The 22,644-nt window shown below is 57.7% G+C and carries 25 protein-coding genes; 13 read left to right on the top strand and 12 right to left on the bottom strand.

Translation table 11 applies throughout. The annotated features are described in order from the left end of the window. Positions 1-182 precede the first annotated feature (182 nt). On the top strand, positions 183-1,673 hold the full coding sequence (locus tag AC2FND_RS00320; RefSeq protein ID WP_209504877.1) for a replicative DNA helicase: 1,491 nt from the start codon (positions 183-185) through the stop codon (positions 1,671-1,673). A 157-nt stretch (positions 1,674-1,830) separates the two neighbouring features. On the opposite strand, the gene AC2FND_RS00315 is transcribed toward AC2FND_RS00320, so the two are convergent. Next, entirely contained in the window at positions 1,831-2,370 is a 540-nt protein-coding gene (locus AC2FND_RS00315) for a GNAT family N-acetyltransferase (RefSeq protein WP_496767233.1), read from the bottom strand. A 240-nt stretch (positions 2,371-2,610) separates the two neighbouring features. On the opposite strand from AC2FND_RS00315, the gene alr reads away from it, so the two are divergent. The 10 genes from alr to AC2FND_RS00265 all read left to right on the top strand — a co-directional run bounded on the left by alr (position 2,611) and on the right by AC2FND_RS00265 (position 11,749). Further along, complete coding sequence (gene alr, locus AC2FND_RS00310) at positions 2,611-3,645, top strand: alanine racemase (protein WP_496767231.1); 1,035 nt, start codon at positions 2,611-2,613, stop codon at positions 3,643-3,645. Beyond that, the gene (locus AC2FND_RS00305; RefSeq protein WP_480480639.1) at positions 3,642-4,424 is read left to right on the top strand and encodes an MlaE family ABC transporter permease; all 783 of its coding nucleotides are present in this window, start codon (positions 3,642-3,644) and stop codon (positions 4,422-4,424) included. The genes alr and AC2FND_RS00305 overlap by 4 nt, the downstream gene beginning before the upstream one ends. Continuing rightward, complete coding sequence (locus tag AC2FND_RS00300; protein ID WP_496767228.1) at positions 4,421-5,167, top strand: ABC transporter ATP-binding protein; 747 nt, start codon at positions 4,421-4,423, stop codon at positions 5,165-5,167. The genes AC2FND_RS00305 and AC2FND_RS00300 overlap by 4 nt, the downstream gene beginning before the upstream one ends. Before the next feature lie 98 nt (positions 5,168-5,265). Then, positions 5,266-5,748, top strand: a complete 483-nt coding sequence (locus AC2FND_RS00295) for a cytochrome b (RefSeq protein WP_480480635.1) — start codon at positions 5,266-5,268, stop codon at positions 5,746-5,748. A 77-nt stretch (positions 5,749-5,825) separates the two neighbouring features. Beyond that, a complete protein-coding gene (locus tag AC2FND_RS00290) occupies positions 5,826-6,275 on the top strand; it encodes a paraquat-inducible protein A (RefSeq protein ID WP_496767226.1) in 450 nt (149 codons plus the stop codon). 67 nt (positions 6,276-6,342) lie between these two features. Next, complete coding sequence (gene radA, locus AC2FND_RS00285) at positions 6,343-7,704, top strand: DNA repair protein RadA (RefSeq protein WP_496767224.1); 1,362 nt, start codon at positions 6,343-6,345, stop codon at positions 7,702-7,704. A gap of 39 nt (positions 7,705-7,743) precedes the next feature. After that, a complete protein-coding gene (locus AC2FND_RS00280; protein ID WP_496767223.1) occupies positions 7,744-8,337 on the top strand; it encodes a CvpA family protein in 594 nt (197 codons plus the stop codon). A gap of 654 nt (positions 8,338-8,991) precedes the next feature. Continuing rightward, a complete protein-coding gene (gene purF, locus AC2FND_RS00275) occupies positions 8,992-10,515 on the top strand; it encodes an amidophosphoribosyltransferase (protein ID WP_496767221.1) in 1,524 nt (507 codons plus the stop codon). A gap of 298 nt (positions 10,516-10,813) precedes the next feature. Beyond that, the gene (locus AC2FND_RS00270; protein ID WP_209503732.1) at positions 10,814-11,062 is read left to right on the top strand and encodes a hypothetical protein; all 249 of its coding nucleotides are present in this window, start codon (positions 10,814-10,816) and stop codon (positions 11,060-11,062) included. A gap of 42 nt (positions 11,063-11,104) precedes the next feature. Continuing rightward, a complete protein-coding gene (locus tag AC2FND_RS00265; protein WP_267364183.1) occupies positions 11,105-11,749 on the top strand; it encodes an SDR family NAD(P)-dependent oxidoreductase in 645 nt (214 codons plus the stop codon). Between the two features lie 60 nt (positions 11,750-11,809). Here AC2FND_RS00265 and AC2FND_RS00260 read toward each other — a convergent pair whose 3' ends face one another. From AC2FND_RS00260 to AC2FND_RS00245, 4 genes are all read right to left on the bottom strand, one after another. Beyond that, positions 11,810-12,652 carry an ATP-binding protein gene (locus tag AC2FND_RS00260; protein ID WP_496767219.1) on the bottom strand — a complete coding sequence of 281 codons (843 nt, stop codon included), beginning with the start codon at positions 12,650-12,652 and terminating at the stop codon, positions 11,810-11,812. A gap of 117 nt (positions 12,653-12,769) precedes the next feature. Next, entirely contained in the window at positions 12,770-13,648 is an 879-nt protein-coding gene (tatC, locus tag AC2FND_RS00255; RefSeq protein ID WP_267364186.1) for a twin-arginine translocase subunit TatC, read from the bottom strand. Then, positions 13,645-14,103, bottom strand: a complete 459-nt coding sequence (tatB, locus tag AC2FND_RS00250) for a Sec-independent protein translocase protein TatB (RefSeq protein ID WP_267364187.1) — start codon at positions 14,101-14,103, stop codon at positions 13,645-13,647. The genes tatC and tatB overlap by 4 nt, the downstream gene beginning before the upstream one ends. A gap of 6 nt (positions 14,104-14,109) precedes the next feature. Beyond that, on the bottom strand, positions 14,110-14,325 hold the full coding sequence (locus AC2FND_RS00245; RefSeq protein ID WP_209503727.1) for a twin-arginine translocase TatA/TatE family subunit: 216 nt from the start codon (positions 14,323-14,325) through the stop codon (positions 14,110-14,112). Positions 14,326-14,547: 222 nt separating this feature from the next. On the opposite strand from AC2FND_RS00245, the gene AC2FND_RS00240 reads away from it, so the two are divergent. Further along, positions 14,548-14,853 (top strand): hypothetical protein, encoded by a 306-nt coding sequence (locus AC2FND_RS00240; RefSeq protein ID WP_209503726.1) that lies wholly within the window; start codon positions 14,548-14,550, stop codon positions 14,851-14,853. Positions 14,854-14,874: 21 nt separating this feature from the next. Continuing rightward, positions 14,875-15,546, top strand: a complete 672-nt coding sequence (locus AC2FND_RS00235; protein ID WP_480919665.1) for a helix-turn-helix transcriptional regulator — start codon at positions 14,875-14,877, stop codon at positions 15,544-15,546. Between the two features lie 62 nt (positions 15,547-15,608). Here AC2FND_RS00235 and AC2FND_RS00230 read toward each other — a convergent pair whose 3' ends face one another. The 7 genes from AC2FND_RS00230 to AC2FND_RS00200 form a co-directional block, all read right to left on the bottom strand. Then, positions 15,609-16,781, bottom strand: a complete 1,173-nt coding sequence (locus tag AC2FND_RS00230) for a peptidoglycan DD-metalloendopeptidase family protein (protein WP_496767216.1) — start codon at positions 16,779-16,781, stop codon at positions 15,609-15,611. A gap of 62 nt (positions 16,782-16,843) precedes the next feature. Beyond that, entirely contained in the window at positions 16,844-17,494 is a 651-nt protein-coding gene (locus tag AC2FND_RS00225; RefSeq protein WP_496767215.1) for a protein-L-isoaspartate(D-aspartate) O-methyltransferase, read from the bottom strand. Further along, positions 17,491-18,273, bottom strand: coding sequence for a 5'/3'-nucleotidase SurE (gene surE, locus AC2FND_RS00220; protein ID WP_480772795.1), 783 nt, complete (start codon positions 18,271-18,273; stop codon positions 17,491-17,493). The genes AC2FND_RS00225 and surE overlap by 4 nt, the downstream gene beginning before the upstream one ends. A 114-nt stretch (positions 18,274-18,387) precedes the next feature. After that, positions 18,388-19,455 (bottom strand): ABC transporter ATP-binding protein, encoded by a 1,068-nt coding sequence (locus tag AC2FND_RS00215; protein WP_245220451.1) that lies wholly within the window; start codon positions 19,453-19,455, stop codon positions 18,388-18,390. 107 nt (positions 19,456-19,562) lie between these two features. Beyond that, complete coding sequence (locus AC2FND_RS00210) at positions 19,563-20,612, bottom strand: methyltransferase domain-containing protein (RefSeq protein ID WP_496767213.1); 1,050 nt, start codon at positions 20,610-20,612, stop codon at positions 19,563-19,565. Positions 20,613-20,718: 106 nt separating this feature from the next. Beyond that, complete coding sequence (locus AC2FND_RS00205; protein ID WP_496767211.1) at positions 20,719-21,831, bottom strand: YhaZ family DNA alkylation repair protein; 1,113 nt, start codon at positions 21,829-21,831, stop codon at positions 20,719-20,721. 2 nt (positions 21,832-21,833) lie between these two features. After that, positions 21,834-22,613, bottom strand: coding sequence for an SDR family oxidoreductase (locus AC2FND_RS00200; RefSeq protein ID WP_496767210.1), 780 nt, complete (start codon positions 22,611-22,613; stop codon positions 21,834-21,836). Between the last annotated feature and the right edge of the window lie 31 nt (positions 22,614-22,644).

Genomic DNA, 22,644 nt, shown 5'->3' with positions numbered 1-22,644 from the left:
GCCACCACACCAAATGTTGCGATAACGCTGCGCCCGTGTAAAACTGGTGCTAAGTTATCCCCATTGAGGTGGGTAGTTATCCCAAGGCGGGGGGCAGTTATACCAACTTACCCCCATTCATTTGCAGATAGCTTGAACCGGGGCGTGGCGTGTAGAACCTCGGAACGGGCAGCGGGGACATGATGAACGAGATCAGCAGTATCGAGCAGGCAGCGGCGCATATTCAGAACGCCGAAACCATGCCGCATTCCATTGAGGCTGAACAGCAGCTTCTGGGTGCAATTTTGACGAATAACGACCTTTACGACCGGGTCGCTTCGATCATTGGGTCCGAGCATTTCTATGACCCGGTTCATGCCCGCATCTATGAGGTCGCCGCCGCACGCATTGCAAAGAACGCGCTGGCCTCGCCTGTGACGCTGAAATCCTTCATGGCTGAGGATGAGGGCCTGAAGGAATTGGGCGGGCCCGCTTATCTGGTCAAACTGGCCGGCGCGTCGATCAGTGCTTTTGCGGTACATGATTACGCCCAGATGATCTATGACCTCGCCATCCGGCGCGAGTTGATCCGCTTGGGCCGCGACATCTCCGACAAGGCCGCGCGGGTCGATGTAGCCAGCGAACCGAAAGAACAAATCGTCGAGGCTGAACAACAGCTTTATCAGCTTTCCGAGCAGGGCCAGACCGAACAGGGGTTCCAGTCCTTCCTCAAGGCGGTCACAGAAGCCGTCAATGTCACCAACGAAGCCTACCAGCGCGGTGGCGGCATGGCTGGGATCTCGACCGGTCTGGTCGATCTCGACAAACAACTGGGTGGTCTTCACCCCTCGGACCTGATCATTCTCGCAGGTCGTCCATCGATGGGCAAAACCTCGCTGGCGACCAACGTGGCCTTCAACGTGGCCAAAGCGTACAAACGCGGTCTGAAACCGGATGGTTCCGAAGGCGCAATTGACGGCGGGGTCGTCGGCTTTTTCTCACTTGAGATGAGCGCTGAACAGCTGGCCGGGCGCGTTCTGGCCGAGGCGTCCGAAATCTCTAGCCACAAGATCCGTCAGGGCGACATGACCGAGGCCGAATTCCGCCGTTTCGTGGATGCGGCCAAAGAACTTGAAGCCTGCCCGCTTTTTATCGACGACACGCCCGCCCTTCCGATTTCTCAGCTTGCCGCACGCGCGCGACGGTTGAAACGCACACATGGGCTGGACCTGCTGGTGATCGACTATCTGCAACTCTGCCGCGGCATGTCCGACAACCGGGTTAACGAGATTGCCGAGATTTCGATGGGCATGAAAGCAATCGCCAAAGAACTGAACATTCCGGTGATTGCCCTGTCGCAGCTTTCCCGCCAGGTCGAAAACCGCGACGACAAACGTCCGCAGCTGTCAGACCTGCGTGAATCAGGCTCGATCGAACAGGACGCCGATGTTGTGATGTTCGTGTTCCGCGAGGAATACTACAAAGAACGTGAAAAACCCGGCGATCACGAGCTTGAGAAGATGGAAGAATGGAAACAGGCCATGGAACGCCTGCACGGCAAGGCCGAGGTCATCGTTGGCAAACAGCGCCACGGTCCAATCGGCACGGTCGAGCTGTCGTTCGAGGCGCAATTCACCCGGTTCGGTAATCTTGTCAAACCTTGGCAGCAGGGTGGTGAAATCGAAGGTTATTGATCGCGAAAAGGACAGCCTTACTTGGGTTTTCCTGACCTTCTTTTGATTGTTGGCAAAGCAAAAAAGGTTCTGTGAACCTTTCGCGCGATTCAGGATCTGATGCGCGAACCAAGAATAAGTTTTGCCCGCCTATTCACTGACAGTTTGAACCTTGCACTCACCAAAGCGTCGGATTGTTCAACGCGGAAACACATTGCGACGGGCCGCTGAGTGGCGCAAGCGCCTGACCATCCAACGACTGCCCCAGCCAGCCATGCGGATGGCTCAGCTTTAGCGGCGGTTGTGCAGTGGCCTCAGAAATCTGTTCAAAACCTGTTTTTCGATAGTAAGCGGGATCACCATAGGTGAACGCCACGTTCACGCCTGATGCCCGCAGGCAATCCAGACCATAAGCAATCAAAGCCTGTCCAATCCCGGCTTTTTGCCTGTCTGTTATGACAGCCATAGGCGACAGGATAAAAACCCGGCGCGCGTCCTCTGGAAACAGCAATCGGGAAAAGATGGCGCAGCCAAGCGGCACCTGATCGCGACGCGTGGTGCACACCATCAGATCGTGTGGTGGGGTGGTATCAATCATCTCTTGCACGAAAGCTTCGATAACCGTCCCCTCGTCCGGGCCTTCCGACGCCGAAAACACATCTGCGAAAAACCGGGCTGTTTCGAACGGGTCTGGCGTTTGATCGATATAAAAATCCATGATTTCCTCGGGATATGCCGCAGCACCGTTTATTGCCGCTATGGGACGATCTTGTTCTCAACATCACTTTAACACCTATGTGAAGACAATCCCGAAAACGGCTTAACACAGCAGTAAGTCGCCAAAATGTCTGCTTTTTTGGGTGTTTTCCGCCGTACCTGTCGTTTGATGGGCGTAATCTGTCGCGGAAAAAGCCCTTTCCCTCTTGACCTTGGACGGCGCAATGTCATGAACAGTCCCATGAGTACTGCACGTTTGACGATCAATCTTCAGGCCCTCGCCAGAAACTGGCGGACACTCGACGCGAAAACCGGAGTCGAAACCGGCGCCGTGGTCAAGGCAGATGCCTATGGGCTGGGCGCAGGACCTGTCAGCGACACTTTGGCAGAAGAAGGTGTTCGCAAGTTTTTCGTGGCTGCCGCAGAAGAAGGCACAACCGTTCGCGAGGCAGTTGGCCCCGGCCCGATGATTTTCGTTTTTTCGGGACATATGGAAGGCGATGCCGATCTGCTGCGCGGCAACGACCTGATACCGCTGATCAACTCGCCAGAACAGTTTCAACGCCATACAGAAGCCCTGCCCGACCACCCGTTTGGTATCCAACTGGACAGTGGTATGAACCGGCTTGGTCTTGAACCTGCTGACTGGGCTGAGTTGCGTTCCAAAGTCGAAGCCTTGAACCCTGCGCTCATCATGTCTCATCTGGCCTGCTCGGACGAGCCGGAACACCCGATGAACCAGCAACAACTGAAAACCTTCCGCGAGATGACTGATGGGGTCGCTGCGCCGCGTTCTCTGGCGGCGACGGGCGGGATGCTTTTGGGGCCTGAGTTTCATTTCGATTTCTGCCGCCCGGGTATCGGTCTTTATGGCGGAATGCCCTTTGCCGGTGCAAAGCCTGTCGTAACCGTTGACCTTCCGGTCATTCAGGTGCGCAAGTTGGCCGTGGGCGAGACCGTGGGTTATGGAAACACCTGGGTGGCGCGACGGCCGTCCCGGATCGCCACCGTTGCTGCCGGCTATGCAGATGGCCTGCATCGCGCCATTGGCGGCGGCATCGACACATTTGCGGGCGACCAACCCTGCCCGGTTGTTGGACGTATCTCAATGGACCTGATCACCGTGGACGTCACGGACCTGCCGAAAGACCCGGAGCGCCTGCGCATTCTCAACGGTCATCAAACCGTTGATGATCTGGCCGAGGCTGCTGGTACAATTGGCTATGAAATCCTGACATCAATGGGCAATCGCTATTCGCGGGGCTACGTGGAATGAACCCAATCAGCGCGCTGGGGGGGCTGGGCCGCACCGTGCTGGGCCTGCTTGCGGCCTTTGGCCGGGTGGCCCTGTTTGCGCTTGATGCAGCGTCGCACATCCTGCGCCCACCCTTCTATCCGCGCGAATTCGGGATGGCCCTGCTGAATATCGGCTGGCTGTCCCTGCCCGTCGTCGGCCTGACCGCCATTTTCACCGGCGGCGCGCTGGCCTTGCAAATCTATGCGGGCGGTGCGCGGTTCAACGCCGAAGCCGTCGTGCCCCAGATTGTCGCCATCGGCATGGTGCGAGAGCTTGGCCCGGTGCTGGTCGGCCTGATGATCGCCGCGCGCGTGACCTCGTCCATCGCGGCCGAGATCGCCACGATGAAAGTGACCGAGCAAATCGACGCTCTGGTCACGCTGTCGACCCACCCAATGAAGTATCTTACTGCTCCGCGTGTGCTAGCCGCCCTGATCACCGTACCTGCGCTGGTCGCGGTGGGTGACGTTATCGGGATTGCGGGCGGGTACACTGTCGCCACGCAGAACCTGGGCTTCAACCCGGCGGCCTATCTGAAAAACACCGTCGATTTCCTCGAGATGCGCGACATTGTATCGTCTCTGGTCAAGGGCGCAGCCTTTGGTGTGATCGCGGCTATCATGGGCTGCTATTACGGCATGAACTCGGGCCGCGGCGCACAGGGCGTCGGCCGCGCAACCAAAGGCTCGGTCGAGGCCGCAGCCGTGTTGATCCTCGCCGCAAACTTTGTTCTCACGGGGGTGTTCTTCTCGCTATGATCCGGATGGAGAACGTACATAAAGCCTTTGGCGACAACCGTGTGTTGCAAGGCATGAACCTTGAGATTCCCAAAGGCACCTCAATGGTGATCATTGGCGGCTCGGGCACCGGCAAGTCGGTGGCATTGAAGTGCATTCTGGGCTTGATCCACCCTGACAGTGGCGTGATCTACGTGGACGGCAAAGATGCACAATCCGGTGACAGGGATGCGTTTCTGGCCAGGTTTGGAATGTTGTTTCAGGGCGGTGCTCTGTTCGACTCGCTGACCGTCTGGCAGAACGTCGCCTTTCGCCTGCTGCGTGGATCCTTGAAACGTCCAACCGAGGAAGCGCGCGAGATCGCCATCGAAAAACTGCGCCGCGTGGGCCTGAAATCCGACGTGGCCGACCGTTTTCCGGCAGAACTGTCAGGCGGGATGCAAAAACGCGTGGGCCTTGCCCGCGCCATCGCCGCCGAGCCTGAGATTATCTTTTTTGACGAACCCACCACCGGCCTCGATCCGATCATGTCCGGCGTCATCAACGACCTGATCCGCGAGATTGTGACCGAGATGGGCGCCACCGCGATGACCATCACCCACGACATGAGTTCCGTCCGCGCGATTGCCGACAACGTGGCCATGCTGCACGGAGGTGTGATCCAGTGGACCGGCCCTGTCAGCCAGATGGATGCCTCGGGTGATCCCTATGTGGAGCAGTTCATCAGTGGGAGCGCTATGGGGCCGATTGAGGCGGTGCGGTGATAGCAGTGATGCTGGACAAATAATTCAAAAATCATCGACGGAGATCTGACAGTTTTGCGTTAAACCAGAGCAACGTTAAAGTTTGTCGGAGCTTCCCCATGCCCAATTCGTATTCTCGCGCGCAAATCGCCCTTCACTGGGTCATTTTCGTCCTGATCGCAATTCAATTTCTCTTTCACGAGCCGATGTCTGAAGCCTGGGATCAATTCGAACGCGGATTGCCTGTCTCTTTTCAAGCTCCAGTTGCTCTTCATGTATTCGGAGGATTGCTTGTCCTTGCTCTCGCGATTTGGCGGATTGCACTACGTCTGACCCGCGGCGCGCCGCCGCTACCGGAAAAAGAAACAGCCGCGATGAAGCTCGCCGCACATATCACGCACTTCTCACTTTATGCGTTGATGGTGCTGGTGCCCGCCTCAGGCGCCCTGGCCTGGTTTGGTGGGATAGCAGCGTCCGCCGAAGTGCATGAAATCCTGAAAACGCTAATGCTTGTTCTGATTGTCTTGCATTTTCTGGCTGCCTTGTTCCATCAGTTCATTCTTAAAACCAACCTGATGGCTCGTATGAAGCGCGCAGGATAAGCTTTTGAACAAGCATCCTTGAACCCACGGTCCAACACCGTAATGTCAGGCGGTCACACTTAATAGCGTTGGCCGCCATGATATTGCGTTTCGCAACACTGTCACTTTTGGTTTTCTATCCCATCGCATGGTTCGCCCCGCTGATGCGCGCGGGGTTCCTGCCGATCTTTGGTCTCAGCGAAATCAGCGTCATCACCGGCCTCCAGTCGCTTTGGAAATCCGACATCTTCCTTGCGCTGGTCGTCACCATCTTCGCCCTTTTCGCGCCCTACATCAAAACCATTGGCACCGCCCTGATACAGTGGAACCTGCTAGATGCCCGTGTGCAGCCTGCACTCAACATCCTAGGCAAGCTGGCTATGGCAGATATCTTCCTGATCGCGCTTTACATCACGCTGGCCAAAGGTATTTCTTACGCCACTGTTGAGACCGCATGGGGTCTTTACCTGTTCACCACCTGCATCCTTACCTCCATCGCTTTGGGCATTCTCACCGAACGCCAATGCAAATCCATCGCTCGGACATAGGGCGCTGACGACGAGGAAAGCCCAGCAAGGGCTTGAAGAACCGCCCGTCCTCGGGCACCAAGACGTCATGGCAAAACCAACCTTCTCCTGCTCCGCCTGCGGCGCATCCCATTCCCGCTGGTCGGGCCGCTGCGACGGGTGCGGCGAGTGGAACTCGATCATCCAGGACGTACCTCTGTCGGCAGGCCCAGCCAAGAAATCGCTGGGTTCAAAACGCGGGCGGTCGATGACGCTCACCGATCTGTCGACCGAGGAAAAGCCACCACCCCGCACACTCTGCGGAGTGGAAGAGCTGGACCGGGTGCTTGGCGGCGGGCTTGTTCCCGCATCTGCCCTGTTGGTGGGCGGCGACCCCGGCATCGGTAAATCCACCCTGCTGCTGCAAGCGGCTGCCCGATTTGCCCGTGCTGGCGTCAAGACGATCTATGTCTCGGGTGAAGAAGCCAGTGCGCAGGTTCGCATGCGGGCGCGCCGCCTTGGGCTGGAGAACGCTCCGGTGCAACTTGCTGCCGAAACCAACCTACGCGACATTCTCACCACGCTTGAAGCCGAGAAACCCGGTCTGGCGATCATTGACTCGATCCAGACCATGTGGGCGGACAATGTCGACAGCGCGCCGGGGTCCGTGTCGCAAGTCCGGGCGGCTGCTCATGAATTGACCGCCTTTGCGAAACGGCATGGTGTGTCGATCATCATGGTCGGGCACGTCACCAAGGAAGGCCAGATCGCAGGGCCCCGTGTTGTCGAACACATGGTTGATACGGTGCTGTATTTCGAGGGCGAGCGCGGCCATCAGTTTCGAATTCTGCGGGCAGTCAAGAACCGCTTTGGTCCCGCCGACGAAATTGGCGTATTCGAGATGACAGGCAAAGGGCTTGCGCAGGTCACCAACCCCTCGGCCTTGTTCCTGTCGGAACGTGGTACGCCCAGCCCTGGCTCTGCGGTCTTTGCCGGGATTGAGGGCACACGGCCGGTTCTGGTCGAATTGCAGGCCCTTGTCGCCCCGTCCCCCCATTCACAACCACGCCGGACAGTGGTGGGATGGGACAGCGGGCGGCTGGCGATGATCCTTGCCGTTCTCGAAGCGCGTTGCGGCATTCCCTTTGCGGGTCTCGACGTCTATCTGAACGTGGCCGGTGGATTGAAAGTCAGTGAACCCGCCGCCGATCTGGCCGTTGCTGCTGCATTGATGAGCGCACGCGAGGACACGGCCCTGCCCTCAGACACCGTCGTTTTCGGGGAAATCTCGCTATCCGGGGCACTTAGACCGGCTCCGCAGACAGAAAACAGGTTGAAAGAAGCACAAAAACTTGGTTTCACAGCAGCAATTGCTCCGGCAGGTGGCAAAACCGGTACTGTGGCAGGTCTGACACTCACCCGGCCCTCTGATTTGGTGGGGTTTGTTGGCGAAACCTTCGGAGCAGGTTAAAGTCGCGCCTTGAGGGGCAGAAAAGAACAGGCGAGGGCCATGGAAGGTTTTACAATAATCGACGGGGTGGTTGCCCTGATCATCGTGCTGTCAGGCTTGCTGGCCTACTCGCGTGGGTTCATGCGCGAAATTCTGGCCATCGCGGGTTGGGTTGCGGCGGCCGTACTGGCGTTCATCTTCGCCCCGCAGGCTGTACCTCTGGTCAAGGAAATCCCGGTCGTCGGAGATTTCCTGCGTGACAGTTGCGAACTGTCCGTGATCACCGGGTTTGCAGCGGTCTTTGCGGTGGCGCTGATCGTGGTCAGTATCTTCACACCGCTGTTTTCATCACTGGTCCAGCGCTCGGCCCTTGGCGGTCTGGATCAGGCTCTGGGGCTGTTCTTCGGCATCGCTCGTGGCATTCTTCTGGTTGCGATCGCATTCTTCGTTTACGACACCGTGATGACCGGCCAGTCTTACACAATTGTTGATGAAAGCCGGTCGGCCAAGGTGTTTGAACAGTTCAGCGGCCAGATTGAGGAACAAAACCCCGAGGCGGCTCTGGGGTGGGTTACGACTCAGTATGAACAGCTGGTCGCCAGTTGCACGGCAGGAAACGCTGAACCGGCAACAACTGCACCTTCCAACGGCTGATAGAGGCAGATTAACAATTCATGAAAGCCCGGCCCTGCCGGGCTTTTTTTGTTGCTGATCAGACAAACCCCTCACCACCGCACACGGTACAGCGGATTGTTTTCAACCCAAAGCATCCGTCACATCGACTGAAAATCGGTTTTCCAAAGATATCTCTGCTTTTGGCGACCTCGCCCGCTCCGTTACAGATCTGGCACGATGCGCGCCCCAGTCCCCTGCAACGATGACACCGCTGCCTGATCCGTTCCTGGTTCTTGTGAGGAGGTTTATGTTGCCACATTCAGGTCCCCCCGAGGTGCTGAGTTTTAGCAGTTAATGTATGCAATCAAATGCATGACAGCACATATGTTTGCACATGTCACCATCTTCGTTTTTCTAAGTCGACATGCGTAAACTTGGCCTGCGGCATTTGGCTATTGTGATCCTTTGATGACAGCCACGCCAATAGGCATTATGTGGGGGCCAACCCGCCACGGAATCGGAGCCACCGATCTTGTCCTTTCTGTATGAATGCGCGCTGATCGCAGTGATGGTCGCCCTAACGGCGTCTTGTTCCTGTGTAGCGAACAGTTCCGCGCTGAAGATGCAGAAAGTCCGGTGCCGAACTGCGGCCAATCCTCGAATGAAATCGTCATAGAAGTTGGAGCCCCTTGAATGTGTGGGATTTTAGGAATCGCAAGCCGGACACATGATGTCTTTGCTGAGATCTATGACGGGCTGCTGATGTTGCAGCACCGGGGTCAGGATGCCTCGGGGATCGTGACTTACAACGGCGAATTCTTCCGGGAAAAGAAAGCCAATGGTTTGGTCAAGGACGTGTTCAACGCCCAGGATGCTGAAACCCTTTTGGGTCATATCGGCATGGGGCATGTTCGCTATCCAACGGCCGGATCACTCAGCGCGGCCGAAGCGCAACCTTTCTTCGTGAACGCACCCTACGGTATCTATCTTGTTCACAACGGCAACATCACCAACACAGCGGAGCAGCGCGAGAAAGTGACCGGGAAATACAGCCGCCACCTGCGCACCACATCGGATTCGGAAATCCTGCTGAACGTGCTGGCCGACAAAGTGGCTGACGCCATCAAGGTGAACGGCAATTCGGACCCGATCCGAAACATCTTTGCCGGTGTGAAGATGACGATGGAGCGGGTTCAGGGCGCCTATTCAGTCATCTGTCTGGTGGCAGGTGTTGGCATGCTGGCGTTCCGCGACCCATTTGGCATTCGGCCCCTTTCGGTCGCAAAACGCGATGTCGACGGTCAGGGGGACGATTATGCCTTTGCTTCGGAAGACGTGGCCTTTGGTATCAACAGTTTTGAAAAGCTGCGCGATCTGCGCCCGGGCGAGGCCATCCTGATCGACCTGAAAGGCAACATGCACGAGTTTCAGGCGGTCGAAGGTAAGCTGACGCCCTGTATCTTCGAGTATGTGTATCTGGCGCGTCCGGATTCACTGCTGGACGGTGTCTCGGTTTATAAAACCCAGATGCGTATGGGACAGACGCTGGCGAAACAAATTCAGGACTCAGGCCTGGAAATCGACCGGATCATTCCCGTACCCGACAGCGCCCGCCCCGTGGCACTGGAAGCGGCAAAAATCACCGGCATCCCCTATCGCGAGGGGTTGGTGAAGAACCGCTATGTGGGGCGTACCTTCATCATGCCGGGTCAGGCCGAGCGACAGAAATCCGTCCGCCGCAAGCTGAACGCAGTTCCGCTGGAATTCGAAGGCCACAGCGTTCTGTTGATTGACGATTCCATAGTGCGCGGCAATACCATCAAAAAGATCGTTCAGATGTGCCGCGACGCCGGGGCCAAAAAGGTTTATGTGGCCAGCGCCTCGCCGCCGGTCAAATACCCCAATGTCTATGGCATCGACATGCCGACCAAGGCCGAACTGATCGCAAATGGCAAAGAGATCGAAGAGATCCGTGAAGAGCTGGGCGCTGATGCGCTGTTCTATCAGCATCTGGAGGACCTGATTTGGGCCGCCCAGGAAGGCAACCCGGACATTCAGGGATTTGATTGCTCCTGCTTTGACGGCAATTACATTACTGGCAGCGTCAGCGCGGATTATCTGGACAGTCTGGAAAACAGCAGCCGTGTCAGTCAGAAACGCGCGGATATGCAGGTTCCGGGCGGGTCCTGGAATGCGGCCAAACTGGCCTCAGGCTGAAAGACCTAGCCCACTGAGGGCATGTACTGTTTTTGTTCGGACGGCGATTCGAACCGTTCGACATGCAGATAGGGCAGCCCCGTTCAAAGCGACTCTCACTTGTGCTGATCAACTGATGAGTGGAAATCTGCCACAACCCGGCGGCGAATCCTGCACGATCACAAGGACTAACAAAAAGGTCGCTACCTCGTGAAGCGCCGTGTCTGTGAGGGTCTTTTTCTTAGCTGATCGTTTTGTTAACGGGCGGCAACCACTCACTCGAAAAAAGGGGTTCGGATCTCGCGCCGGGCCACGGACCATGTCAAACACCAATGTCAAAAGCGCGGCCACGCAGCAGGGCGCGTTGAACAAGAACTCCGTTTCTGTCCTGGGAGTGTTCGGGCCCAAAACCGAACTGCACGCCTTGGTACGCCTGTCATCGGGCCGCGTAAAAGAGGTTGAACCCGGAAGCCGTGTCGCCTCGGGTACAGTGATAGCAATCGACGAACAGGGCATCATGCTGCGACAAAGCGGCCAGACCAAGCGGATCGCCATTCCCGGAAGCTAATCGCGACTTGACGCCCTTCGCGCGGGGGTTCAAACCGCAGCCATGACCGATCAGACAAAAATCGCCCTTATCACCGGGGCCTCTCGCGGGTTGGGCGCTGCGCTGGCCGAAGCGCTGGCACCTGAATACCATATCGTCGCCGTCGCCCGGACCACCGGCGGACTGGAAGAGCTGGACGATCGAATCAAGGCGAAGGGCGGGTCAGCCACCTTGGCCCCCATGGACATCACCGATCCAAACGCCATGGCGACCCTGTGTCGTGGCATCCATGACCGTTGGGGTAAGGTCGACCTGTGGATGCACACAGCCATCCACACATCAGCACTGACACCGGTGCATTTTGTTGACCCCAAGGAATGGGCCAAGGCGATCAACACAAATGCAAACGCGACCTCGGTTCTAATCCCCTATGTCTCACCCCTTCTGGGCGAGAGTGGCCATGCGGTGTTCTTTGACGATCCGAAAGCTGGCGAGAAGTTTTATGGCATCTACGGTGCCACCAAGGCCGCGCAGATGGCTCTGGCCCGCAGCTGGGCCGTCGAGACCGAACGCACCGGCCCGCGGGTTTCGGTTGTCGAGCCCGCGCCAATGCCCACGGCCGTCCGCGCACGGTTTCATCCCGGGGAAGACCGGAGCGTGTTGAACAGCACCAAGGATGAAGCCGCGCGGATTCTGGCGCTGCTTTAGGAAATGGCCCTGACGGGCCATGCCTCTGGCGGGGATATTTACAGCCAGGTGAAGCCGGGATCAGGTGATATGAACGCCGTTGCGCCCGGCCAGATCGACGAAGAATTGCCAGGCGACACGGCCAGAGCGCGACCCGCGCGTGGCCTGCCACTCAATTGCCTCGGCGCGCAGGGTCTCTGCATCAACTGAAACGCCATAGGCGGCGCAATAGCGGTCGATCATCGCCAGATACTCGTCCTGAACGCAGGGATGGAACCCAAGCCACAGACCGAAGCGATCCGACAGCGAGACTTTTTCTTCGACCGCCTCGGAAGGATTGATGGCGCTGGAGCGTTCGTTTTCGATCATATCCCGTGGCATCAGATGACGGCGGTTTGAAGTGGCATAGAAGACCACATTCTCTGGCCTGCCTTCAATACCACCGTCCAGAACAGCCTTGAGGGATTTATAGTGCTGGTCATCGTGGCTGAACGACAGGTCATCGCAAAACAGTATGAACCTGTAGGGCGCGGCGCGCAGATGGTTCAGCAGCCGCGCGACCGTGCCCATATCCTCGCGCTGCAGTTCGACCAGCTTAAGGTCAGCGTACTCAACGCTCAGAGAGCCGTGCACGGCCTTCACAAGGCTGGACTTTCCCATCCCCCGCGCCCCCCAGAGTAGCGCGTTATTTGCCTTGTAACCTGCTGCAAACCGGCGCGTGTTGTCCAACAACGTGTCGCGAGAGCGATTGATGCCGACCAAGAGGTCCAGATCGACCCGGTTGACATGCGCAACAGGTTCCAGTCGATCCGGTTCGACATGCCACACAAAAGCCGGAGCAGCGGCGAAATCAGGTGCCGCCAAAGGAGCCGGTGCCATGCGTTCCAACGCCTCGGCGATACGGTTCAGGGCTTGGTCGTCCATATGGGCCTCCGGTTTTGTCTTGAGGGGTTCAAAGCACGTTCCAATTGGCACAACAAGAGTTTCAAAAGAAAAAGGCGCGCCCATGGATGGCGCGCCCTTTTGTTTTCGTCGGCAGATTTACTTGTCGTCTTCGAATTCCTGCATCAGGTCATCATCCGCTTCCGCTTCATCATCGTAATAACCGTCAGCGCGCAACTGGTCCTCGCGTTTCTTTTCTACTCGCGCGACCAGGAAGATCGAAATCTCGTACAGGCCGTAGACCACCACAAACAGAATGATTTGTGTGATGACATCCGGTGGTGTGACGACTGCGGCCAGAACCAGAATTCCGACCACCGCATATTTCCGAACAGCGCCCAGCCCCTCGGCACTGACCAGTCCAGCCTTCCCCATGAGAGTCAGGAGAACCGGCAGTTGGAAACATAATCCAAAGGCCACGATGAACTTGATCGTCAGGTTCAGATATTCCTGGGCTGAGCCCTGGAACACCACACTCAGCGGTGCCGCGTTGACCCCGTCGGCCACGGCTTCACCCTCAGCCCCGAATTGCTGGAACCCGAGAAAAAAGTCATAGGCCAGAGGCGTGACGACGTAGAAGGCAAAGCTTGCGCCCAGGAGAAACATAAAGGGCGAAGCCAGCATGAAAGGAAGGAACGCGTTTTTCTCGGACTTGTAGAGGCCCGGTGCTACAAAGCGCCACATCTGCATCCCGATATAGGGAAATGCCAGAATGAACCCACCCAATAGGGAAACCTTGATCGCAACAAAGAACCCTTCCTGTGGCGAGATGAAAATCAGGCCACAATCCTGCCCGCGCTCGGCCAGAACGTCACACAGGGGATTGGTCAGGAAATTAAAGATCGGCGTCGCCACTGAAAAACAGATGATCATACCGACCAGAAACGCCACAACGCTATGGATCAGCCGTGTGCGCAGTTCGGCCAGATGTTCGATCAACGGGGCCGAAGAATCGTCAATCTCGTCGGTTTTGCTCATGTCTTGCTTTCAGTGTTCAACGCGGCTTCGGCCTCTTCTGCCTTGGCCAGTGCATCGGCTGCTTCCTTGGCCTTGCGCTCGGCGGTGGCACGGGCGGCTGACGCCTGAACCTTTTTGGCCTGCTCGGCCCGCTCGGCCGCCAGTTTACCCGTTTCGCTGTCAGGGTCGAACTTTGTCGGATCGATGCTTTTCGCCATCTCCTGCGCGGCTTGCTTGACACCGTCCATGGCCGATCCCACAGGGTTCACGGCAGCGTTGAGACCTTTCTTGATCTCATTCACACCGGCCTGATCGGCAGCCTCGTTCATGGCGCTGCTGAATTCGCGCGCCATTCCACGCGCCTTGCCGACAAAACGTCCGACATTGCGGAACAGCACCGGCAGGTCCTTTGGCCCCACAACGATCAGGGCAACGATGCCGATGACCAGAAGCTCGGTCCAGCCCAGATCAAACATCCGTGCTTACGCCTTGTCTTTCTCGGTTTCAGGTGTGACGTCCTTGGCCAGTTCAGAGGCGTCCTTTTCCAGCTCTTCCGAACCGTCCTTCACGCCCTTCTTGAACGCAGTGATGCCTTTGCCGACTTCGCCCATGAGCGAACTGATCTTGCCGCGTCCGAACAGAACCAGAACCACAACGGCGATCAGCAGCAGGCCAGGAAGGCCGATATTGTTGAGCATGTCTTTTCTCCTTTTTCGTCGGCACGTTTGCGCGCCGGGAACATCAACTGACTCAGTCTTTACGCCTCGATCGCCGGTCTCAAAAGGGATCTGCTCCGATTTGCTGGCGAAAATTGTAGCAAACGCGTGAAATCTAAGGGGTCGCAATTTCCAACTGACAGGTTTATGTCAGTTGCTGTCCGCTAAGACTTTGGCATCGAAACAAGGTCAATGGAGAAATAAATGACCCACGTTGCTGAAATCGTCACCTTCACGCTGGCCAATGGCACCACCCCGGAAGAGTTCGTGAAACTCAGTCAGGCCTCTGAGGCCTTTGTGCGCAGCGCTCCGGGATTTGCCCATCGGCAGCTTAGCCAGGGCGAAGATGGTCGCTGGACCGACTATGTTGTCTGGACCGATTTGAAGGCGGCACAGGACGCTGCTGCGCAATTTCCGCAACAGGAATGTGCAGCAGGCATGATGGCGGTCATCAATCCAGATAGCATCCAGATGCGTCACGAGAAAGTATTATGGAACATGACTGCCTAAACGCAGTCAGAATGGCGCGTCATGCGCCGCACTGACCGCCTGTTCGATATCATCCAGATCCTGCGCGACGGCAAACTGCACCGCGCGCAGGACATTGCGGACCGGCTTGAGGTGTCGGTCCGCACCATCTATCGCGACATGGATACGCTGGTGGCCTCGGGCGTTCCGGTCGAGGGAGAGCGCGGTGTCGGCTACATGGTGCGCGAGCAGATCACCCTGCCCCCGTTGAACCTGACCCCAGCCGAGCTTGAGGCGCTGAACCTTGGCATGGCCATCGTGGCCGAGGCTGCGGATACTGACCTGAAAGCAGCCGCACAATCGCTTGCCGACAAGATCGACGCTGTTTTGCCAACGCAGGTCGTGGCCGAGGCGGACAGCTGGAAATTCGCGGTCTACCCGTTTGCCGATGCCGCAAGGGGCCTTGCCCATATGGCCCCGATCCGTGCAGCCATCAAATCTCGTCAGAAACTTCACCTGTCCTATCGTCGCATTGACGGTGTTTTGACAGAACGCATCATCCGTCCGCTCCATATGGAATACTGGGGGCGGGTCTGGACCCTTACCGCCTGGTGCGAGCAGCGCAACGGATTTCGTGTTTTTCGAATTGACCTGATCGAAGCTGTTTCACCCCTTCCGGAGATCTTCGCCGACGAACCCGGAAAGCGCCTGAGCGACTATGACCCGTACGTCTGACAGGCTTCATCTTTTCAGAAATACTCTCGCCGAAGGCATGGCCCGGTACGGGCCATCTAGTCTCACTTCAGATAAGGTTCCGGGTCTACGGACTCGAACCCTTTGCGGACTTCGAAATGCACATAGGCATTGTCGCCGCCCCGCAGTTGCGCCAGCTTCTGGCCACGGCGTACCTTATCGCCTTTCTTGACAGTGATCTTGTCGACATTTGCATAGACAGTCAGAAGATCGTTGTTGTGCTTGACCACAATGATCGGCACCTGATCCGCGTCCGCGGTGATCGCCGCGACCGTACCGGCTTCGGCAGCTGTAACCGACGTACCCGGAGCAGCAGCAATGTCGATGCCCTCATTCTTGCCCTTGTCATAGCCGCGAATGATAGTGCCGCCAACCGGCAGGGACAGCGCAGTTGTGCGCGTATTGGTTGGCGCTTCGGCGGTTACGTCGGGGGCCTCGGCCAGAGGCTCGATTTTTTCGTCCGGCAAGGGCTGCGTAGCGCTGGGTGGTGTCGGCGTCGGAGAACCCTGCCCCGGTTCCGTCACCTCTGTGGCAGGAACGGGCGCGGCACTAGCCGCATTTTGCCGGGGCGCTGGTTGGTTCTTGACCGGAATCAACAAGTATTGACCTTCACGCACGGTAAAATCTGATCCCAGCCCGTTCCATTCCGCCAGCGATTCAACCGGAACCTGGTAGAGGCGCGAAATCGTATAGGCAGTCTCACCCCGCTTGACCTTGTGCCTGACCGGCTCCGGTCCTGTTGAAATCGGCGCGGGTGTTGCTGCCTGTTTCGCGGGTTCCAGTGTTGTGGTCTGAACCGAACCCGACGCCGGCACCTGGTCAATTGCAGACCCGGCAACCGACGCGATGTCCACGCCGCTGCCAGCACCAACAGTGCGTGGCAATGCAAGAACCTCACCCTCTCTCAGCGTGTCCGTTGTCTGCAGGCCGTTGAAGCGCGAAAGCTCGCCCTCGGGCAGGCCAACCCGCGCAGCCACGTCCCGCACCGTATCGCCGCGGCGGGCCACGACCACCTGATAATTCGGATAGGTAATGACACCCCGGCTGTCCGGTGTCGGGCGGGATGCCGTTGCGGATTGCGCTGCATTGGTGGTCGAAAATCCACCGATCTGCCCGCGAAGGTCATAATCCAGAGGCCCCTCGCACCCGGCCAGAATGGCCATAGCGGCCACCCCGGTCGCACAGCGGTGCATTGCTGATTTGGATACTGCTCTCATAATTCTGTCCTCAACGCCTGCCCCTGTTGCCCGGAGTTCCGGCGACCAATTCTTTAAGCCTATTACGCCTCGTCCTTTCCAAGCCCCTCCAGAAGGGGCACGAAACGGACAGACGTTAATTCGTCATAGTTCAGACCATCTTCGGTGCGCGTCACTTTGATCAGCTGCTGCACCGCGTCCGACTGGCCTACGGGTAGAACCATAATACCCCCGATTTTCAGCTGCGCCAAGAGCGGGCCCGGAGGATCCTCGGCTGCGGCTGTGACAATGATCCGGTCAAAAGGGGCTTGTTCCGGCAGGCCAAATGACCCATCCGACAACATCGACGTGATATTCGTCAGGCCCAGGTCGGCAAACAGCTTGCTTGTTTCGCTCACCAACCGCCTGTGGCGTTCCACTGTGTAGACCCGGCGGGCCAGCTTGGACAGGATCGCTGCCTGATAACCTGAACCTGTCCCAATCTCGAGCACCGTGTCCCGGGGCCTCACGTTCAGGGCCTGCGTCATCAGGCCAACGACCGAGGGTTGACTGATCGTCTGACCGCAGGAAATCGGCAGCGGCATGTCCTCGTAAGCACGCCCTGCAAACAGGCCGGTGACAAAGCGACCGCGGTCCACCTGCTCCATCGCAGCCAGCACGCGCGCATCCGTGACCCCCCGTTTGCGCAGGGCAAACAGGAATTGCATTACGGTTTCCGGGTCCAGTCCGCTCATTCGACCGCCTTCAATGCCTCCAGCATGTCATGTGCAGTCAGGTCGGCGCGCATCGGCGTCACCGAGATATAGCCTTCCAGATTGACAGCCGCATCCGTCCCGGGTGCGGTCGGATTGTGCTGATAGCCACCCTTGATCCAAAGGAACCGCCGCCCCGAAGGCGAACTGTGCGGTTCGACTGAAAACCGTGTGTCGCGTCGAAACCCCTGCGCCGCAATCCGCGTGCCCAGCACTTCGGCTGCCGGAACCGGGGGAAAATTCACATTATAGAACAGCCGGTAATCACCTTGTTCTGCCGGAGTTGCGTCCAGAATCCGGCGCACCAGTTCTGCACCATACCGAGCGGCTGCCTCGAACGGGTCGTCAACGCCCAGGTTGCGGGGGCCAAAATATTGCGACAGAGCAATCGCCGGGACGCCCTGCAATGCCGCCTCCATCGCGCCACCGATCGTACCGGAATACAACGTGTTTTCGGCAGAGTTATTACCCCTGTTCACGCCGGACAGAACCAGATCGGGAGGGGTATCCAACATAACATCGTGAAGCCCTGCCAAAACACAGTCGGCAGGCGATCCTTCGGCGGCAAAGCGACGCTCTCCCAGCTTGGCGACCATCATCGGATGCGTGTAGCTGATGCAATGCCCAACCCCAGACTGTTCAAACGCGGGCGCGACCACCCAGACCTCTCCATCCGGTCCGGCCAGCTCGGCCGCAATCGCCTCAAGCGTGATCAAGCCCGGCGCATTGATCCCGTCATCATTGGTCAGAAGAATTCGCATGTGCCCGATTTACCCCCGCGTTTGGCTCTTGATAGACCCGGGCCTGCGTTGCGGCAAGCGACGTGGTCCCCCAATCTGAGGATTTCGCGCACCACTTTGGTGGAAATCGATGGATCAGCGCCTTGTCTCGGGGAAAACGAAGCACCTGTCGCGGCGGATGGTCAGCCACATGACCCGGCCCGGGTTGGGGACAAACACGTTCGGAACCGTCGCCTTTAGGATCGAACCATCATAGTCCATGCGGAACTCTACCAGACTCTCATTGCCCAGAAATCGCGCACGTTCAACGACACCACGGGCCGCAACACCATCTGTCGGCGTCGGCAGTGGCCCCTTGCCGTTGCGGTCAAAGTCCAGCTTGATGTGCTGAGGGCGAAAAACGATCTCGACATCCGTACCATTCGGAATGCCCGGTGCCAGGAACTGACCAAAGGGCGTGTCCGCCAATGCGCCATTCACTTGCGCCCGTAAAACGTTGACATCACTGAAAAAAGATACCGCTGCCTTGTCTGCGGGACGCGTATAGACGTTATAGGGCGCGCCCTGTTGCACGATCTTGCCACGCCGCATCAGGGCGATCTCGTCGGCCATGCGCATCGCTTCTTCCGGCTCGTGCGTGACCAACAGTACGGCGGCATCTTCTTCCTTGAGAATGGCCAGCGTTTCGTCACGGATACCATCACGCAAACGGTTGTCGAGGCCGGAAAACGGCTCGTCCATCAGCATGATGCGTGGGCGCGGCGCCAGCGCACGCGCCAACGCAACGCGTTGTTGCTCGCCACCCGATAGTTGATGCGGGAAACCGTCGATAAACCGCATCAGGTCGACTTTGCGCAACAACTCCTCGACCCGGACACGTTTTTCGTCCTTGCTGCCCTTCAGGCCGAAGGCCACGTTATTGGCCACGCTCAGATGCGGGAACAGCGCAAAGTCCTGAAACATCAGACCGATCTCGCGCCGTTCCGGAGGCACCCGGAACACGGTGTCGCAGATCAACTTACCATCAACATAAATCTCACCCGAGTCCTGCATCTCGACCCCGGCGATCATGCGCAACGTGGTGGATTTCCCGCAGCCCGACGGCCCTAGAAGACAGGTCACCTTGCCTGCCTGAACGGTCAGCGAAACATCATCCACAACAACCCGGCCTTCAAACCGACGGATAATGTTGCGAATTTCCAGACGCGGCGGAATTGCGTTACCTGTCACCGATGGACCCCGTTGCCTTTCCCGATCAAATCCATCGGGCTTGAGCGGGGATAGCAACCCCGCCCTTCAGGTGCAAGGGATCAGCAACACCCGCCAGAAGCGACAGATGCACCCGTGGCCTCAAACGGGCTTTCGCCACCACAGCCTTCGAAAATGCCATAATGGGTCGAAAAATCGCCGATAAAGTCAAAGTGACGGGCAAATCGCGTGTCTTTCAGCATCATCCAGGTGTTGCCGCAAACCGGAAACACCTTGCCAGCTTCGATAACATGGTGGTCATCCAGAACAAATTCATGCGGTGCGCTCGGCACGGTCCCCTTGTAGATCACGGCTTGCCCAAAATCCTCACAGGCCGGTTCCAGTGCTGGCAGCTTGAACAGACGGTATGTCGCGGACAGGAACTTCAATGGCGCAACACGCTCTTCCAGTACGGGATTTTCGATCGTCAGTGGACGGTGCGTCACGCGGCGCGGGTCGCCGAAACCGGCCGTTCGAGCCATTGACAGGAAATCATTCCAATAAAGCGCGCCGGACAGGCACTCGCCATAAAGAACTTCGTCTTCGGCCATCGCCTGCGGAATACGGCGGTCTGCATAGACATCCGAGAAATACATCTCTCCGCCCTTTTTCAACAACCGATGCGCGCCGCGCAGAACCGCATTCTTATCCGTGGCCAGGTTGATCACGCAGTTCGAGACGATGATATCGAACGATCCGGGTTCCAGATCAAGCTCATCCAGTTTTTCGATATAGCCGTGATGGAACTCCACATTGCTGCGGGCATATCCAAATGCTTGGGCGTGATACTCCTGATGCGCGCGGGCGACGTCCAATTGTTCGGACGTCATGTCGACCCCCACCACCCGGCCCGTCTCGCCGACCATGGCGGACAAGGCATATACATCCCGCCCGGCCCCACACCCCAGATCGAGGATCGACATGCCTTCCAGATCAAGTGGGGCAATCAGACCGCAGCCATAGTAGCGAGTCAGAACGTCGTCATGAATCTTTGAAAGGATCTTTTTGACATGACCGGGCATGTCGTCGGGCGTGCAGCACGCATTGGTCTGCAAGTCAGCACTGCTTTGCAGGACTTCACCGTAATAGTTCTGCACCGATTCATGTTTCATCGCGCTTTTCCCTCGCAAATGGTCATGTCCGAGCTAATGCAAGCGCCGGGAGTTCGCAATCCGGCGAAGGCGTTTTTGACGAAAGCGTGAGTGGTCCCGCGCGGTTTTACCCAAGCAGATCGAAGTCCACGCCCGCACGAATTTTGCCATTCACCTGAACCTCAAGCCGATGTGCGCCGGGGACCAGTTTGAACGTTGTGGCGTCACCCTTCAACTTGTGGCGTTTTTCCAGCGTCAGTTTCCCGTTCTTCAAAGCCGCCTGCTTCAACTTGTGCACCTTGGCTGAGATTTTCCCGCCAGGTCTTTGAAAATGAATGACATAGTCAACCAGAACTGGCAGCTCTCCGGCCCCTTTCAAAGTGACCGAAAAGGCCAGAGCGTCCCCAATTCGAGCTTCGGAGTTCAGGTTGACCGCGACCTCGATTTTCGCGTCCGGGTCATAGCCTAACATCTTCATTGCTTCAGGATGCCCCGCTTTCACAAGTCCGCGCAGGGTGTGTGACGTCATCCAGTCCAGTTCGTCCTGAGCCTGATGACCCTGATTGCGCCACGCCTTCAGGCGATCCAATACCAGATCCGGGTCTTTCTTGGTGATGTCGTTCAGGTGATTGGATACGGACCGGGTGACATACCGCGTCGAATCCATGTGCAAATTGTCCAGCAACGGCAGCGGGTCCTGCAAACCCAATGCGACCGCCTGCCCCCATGGCAATCGGGGGCGCGTCCCCTCGCTGACCAACCTGCGCACGTGGTAACTGTCATGAGAGCACCAATCCTGCATCCGCCGCAACACCCGGTCCGGGTCATGGTTCAGGAACGGTCGGATCGCCCATTCCATGGAAAACCTCTGTGTCAGTTCCTCCATCACGTCCAAAGCCAGATCAACATGCTCAAGGCCTATGGCCGCTACCCACTCACCGACCGGCGCAAAGATGAAATCGCCAAAATCGTCATCCGTTTTCGTTGGGTCCAAAGGCGCAGGCAAGGCGCGCAGGATCGTCGGGGCAACAGCAGGCAAGTCACCGGGCACCGCCTGTTGCAGGCAAGTGGCGATCCAGATGATCCGATCCTTCAGCTCTAGATCCAGCAATCGCGACATGACCGCAGATCGGAATGCCGGGGCATCAAATTCTGCATGAGACTCGGAAAACAAACCACTGAGATAATTTACTTTCTCAGCGTTGAACATCTGATCTTTCAACGAAAACCCTTGCGCCATGGTCACATCGTCAAGTTGGTTGCGCCACCATCCAGCAGAATGTTCTGACCAACGATGAACCCCGCATGTTGAGAGCACAGGAACGCGCAGGCTGCCCCGAATTCCTGCCGGGTTCCATAGCGTCGCGCGGGAATGGTTGCGGAACGGTTTGCGCGTGCGTCTTCGATCGAGATGCCTTGCTGTGAAGCCACACCGCTGTCCAGCGCATCTGCACGATCCGTCGCGTGAATGCCGGGCAGCAGGTTGTTGATGGTCACGCCATGCGGTGCAACCTGGCGTGAAGTTCCCGCGACATATCCGGTCAAACCCGTGCGGGCTGCATTCGAAAGCCCCAGCACCGCAATTGGCGCGCGCACAGATTGCGAGGTGACGTTCACAACCCGGCCCCAACCTTTGTCCATCATTCCAGGAAGCAGCGCCTTCATGAACGCAATGGGGGTCAACATATTGGCATCCAGCGCCTTGATGAAATCATCACGCTCCCAGTCCGACCATAAACCCGGCGGCGGTCCACCAGCATTTGTCACAAGAATATCAACGCCCTGCGCCGCTTCGATCACCCGCGCCTGCCCTTCCGCAGTCGTCACGTCACACGCGACTGTTTGTACCTCAACGCCATTCTCTGACCTGAGGCGTGCCGCCTCGCTCTCCAAAGCGTCCGAACCACGCGCATTCATCACAAGATTTACGCCGGCCTCAGCCAAAGCCTCGGCACAGCCCAAACCCAGCCCTTTGCTGCTGGCACAGACCAGCGCGCGCTTTCCTTTTAGTCCAAGGTCCATCAGATCCTCCCTGTCAGTCATTGCCGCATGT

The sequence above is a fragment of the Ruegeria sp. BHSB056 genome (genome assembly GCF_059613305.1).
Note: the sequence above shows the minus strand (reverse complement) of the source record. Positions and strands in the feature narration are given on the sequence as shown.

What these genes read in the sequence shown, in the direction of transcription:
- AC2FND_RS00320 (WP_209504877.1), top strand. Translation starts at nt 183, where the DNA reads ATGAACGAGATCAGCAGTATCGAGCAGGCAGCGGCGCATATTCAGAAC.
- AC2FND_RS00315 (WP_496767233.1), bottom strand. Translation starts at nt 2,370, where the DNA reads ATGGATTTTTATATCGATCAAACGCCAGACCCGTTCGAAACAGCCCGG.
- alr (WP_496767231.1), top strand. Translation starts at nt 2,611, where the DNA reads ATGAGTACTGCACGTTTGACGATCAATCTTCAGGCCCTCGCCAGAAAC.
- AC2FND_RS00305 (WP_480480639.1), top strand. Translation starts at nt 3,642, where the DNA reads ATGAACCCAATCAGCGCGCTGGGGGGGCTGGGCCGCACCGTGCTGGGC.
- AC2FND_RS00300 (WP_496767228.1), top strand. Translation starts at nt 4,421, where the DNA reads ATGATCCGGATGGAGAACGTACATAAAGCCTTTGGCGACAACCGTGTG.
- AC2FND_RS00295 (WP_480480635.1), top strand. Translation starts at nt 5,266, where the DNA reads ATGCCCAATTCGTATTCTCGCGCGCAAATCGCCCTTCACTGGGTCATT.
- AC2FND_RS00290 (WP_496767226.1), top strand. Translation starts at nt 5,826, where the DNA reads ATGATATTGCGTTTCGCAACACTGTCACTTTTGGTTTTCTATCCCATC.
- radA (WP_496767224.1), top strand. Translation starts at nt 6,343, where the DNA reads ATGGCAAAACCAACCTTCTCCTGCTCCGCCTGCGGCGCATCCCATTCC.
- AC2FND_RS00280 (WP_496767223.1), top strand. Translation starts at nt 7,744, where the DNA reads ATGGAAGGTTTTACAATAATCGACGGGGTGGTTGCCCTGATCATCGTG.
- purF (WP_496767221.1), top strand. Translation starts at nt 8,992, where the DNA reads ATGTGTGGGATTTTAGGAATCGCAAGCCGGACACATGATGTCTTTGCT.
- AC2FND_RS00270 (WP_209503732.1), top strand. Translation starts at nt 10,814, where the DNA reads ATGTCAAACACCAATGTCAAAAGCGCGGCCACGCAGCAGGGCGCGTTG.
- AC2FND_RS00265 (WP_267364183.1), top strand. Translation starts at nt 11,105, where the DNA reads ATGACCGATCAGACAAAAATCGCCCTTATCACCGGGGCCTCTCGCGGG.
- AC2FND_RS00260 (WP_496767219.1), bottom strand. Translation starts at nt 12,652, where the DNA reads ATGGACGACCAAGCCCTGAACCGTATCGCCGAGGCGTTGGAACGCATG.
- tatC (WP_267364186.1), bottom strand. Translation starts at nt 13,648, where the DNA reads ATGAGCAAAACCGACGAGATTGACGATTCTTCGGCCCCGTTGATCGAA.
- tatB (WP_267364187.1), bottom strand. Translation starts at nt 14,103, where the DNA reads ATGTTTGATCTGGGCTGGACCGAGCTTCTGGTCATCGGCATCGTTGCC.
- AC2FND_RS00245 (WP_209503727.1), bottom strand. Translation starts at nt 14,325, where the DNA reads ATGCTCAACAATATCGGCCTTCCTGGCCTGCTGCTGATCGCCGTTGTG.
- AC2FND_RS00240 (WP_209503726.1), top strand. Translation starts at nt 14,548, where the DNA reads ATGACCCACGTTGCTGAAATCGTCACCTTCACGCTGGCCAATGGCACC.
- AC2FND_RS00235 (WP_480919665.1), top strand. Translation starts at nt 14,875, where the DNA reads ATGCGCCGCACTGACCGCCTGTTCGATATCATCCAGATCCTGCGCGAC.
- AC2FND_RS00230 (WP_496767216.1), bottom strand. Translation starts at nt 16,781, where the DNA reads ATGAGAGCAGTATCCAAATCAGCAATGCACCGCTGTGCGACCGGGGTG.
- AC2FND_RS00225 (WP_496767215.1), bottom strand. Translation starts at nt 17,494, where the DNA reads ATGAGCGGACTGGACCCGGAAACCGTAATGCAATTCCTGTTTGCCCTG.
- surE (WP_480772795.1), bottom strand. Translation starts at nt 18,273, where the DNA reads ATGCGAATTCTTCTGACCAATGATGACGGGATCAATGCGCCGGGCTTG.
- AC2FND_RS00210 (WP_496767213.1), bottom strand. Translation starts at nt 20,612, where the DNA reads ATGAAACATGAATCGGTGCAGAACTATTACGGTGAAGTCCTGCAAAGC.
- AC2FND_RS00205 (WP_496767211.1), bottom strand. Translation starts at nt 21,831, where the DNA reads ATGGCGCAAGGGTTTTCGTTGAAAGATCAGATGTTCAACGCTGAGAAA.
- AC2FND_RS00200 (WP_496767210.1), bottom strand. Translation starts at nt 22,613, where the DNA reads ATGGACCTTGGACTAAAAGGAAAGCGCGCGCTGGTCTGTGCCAGCAGC.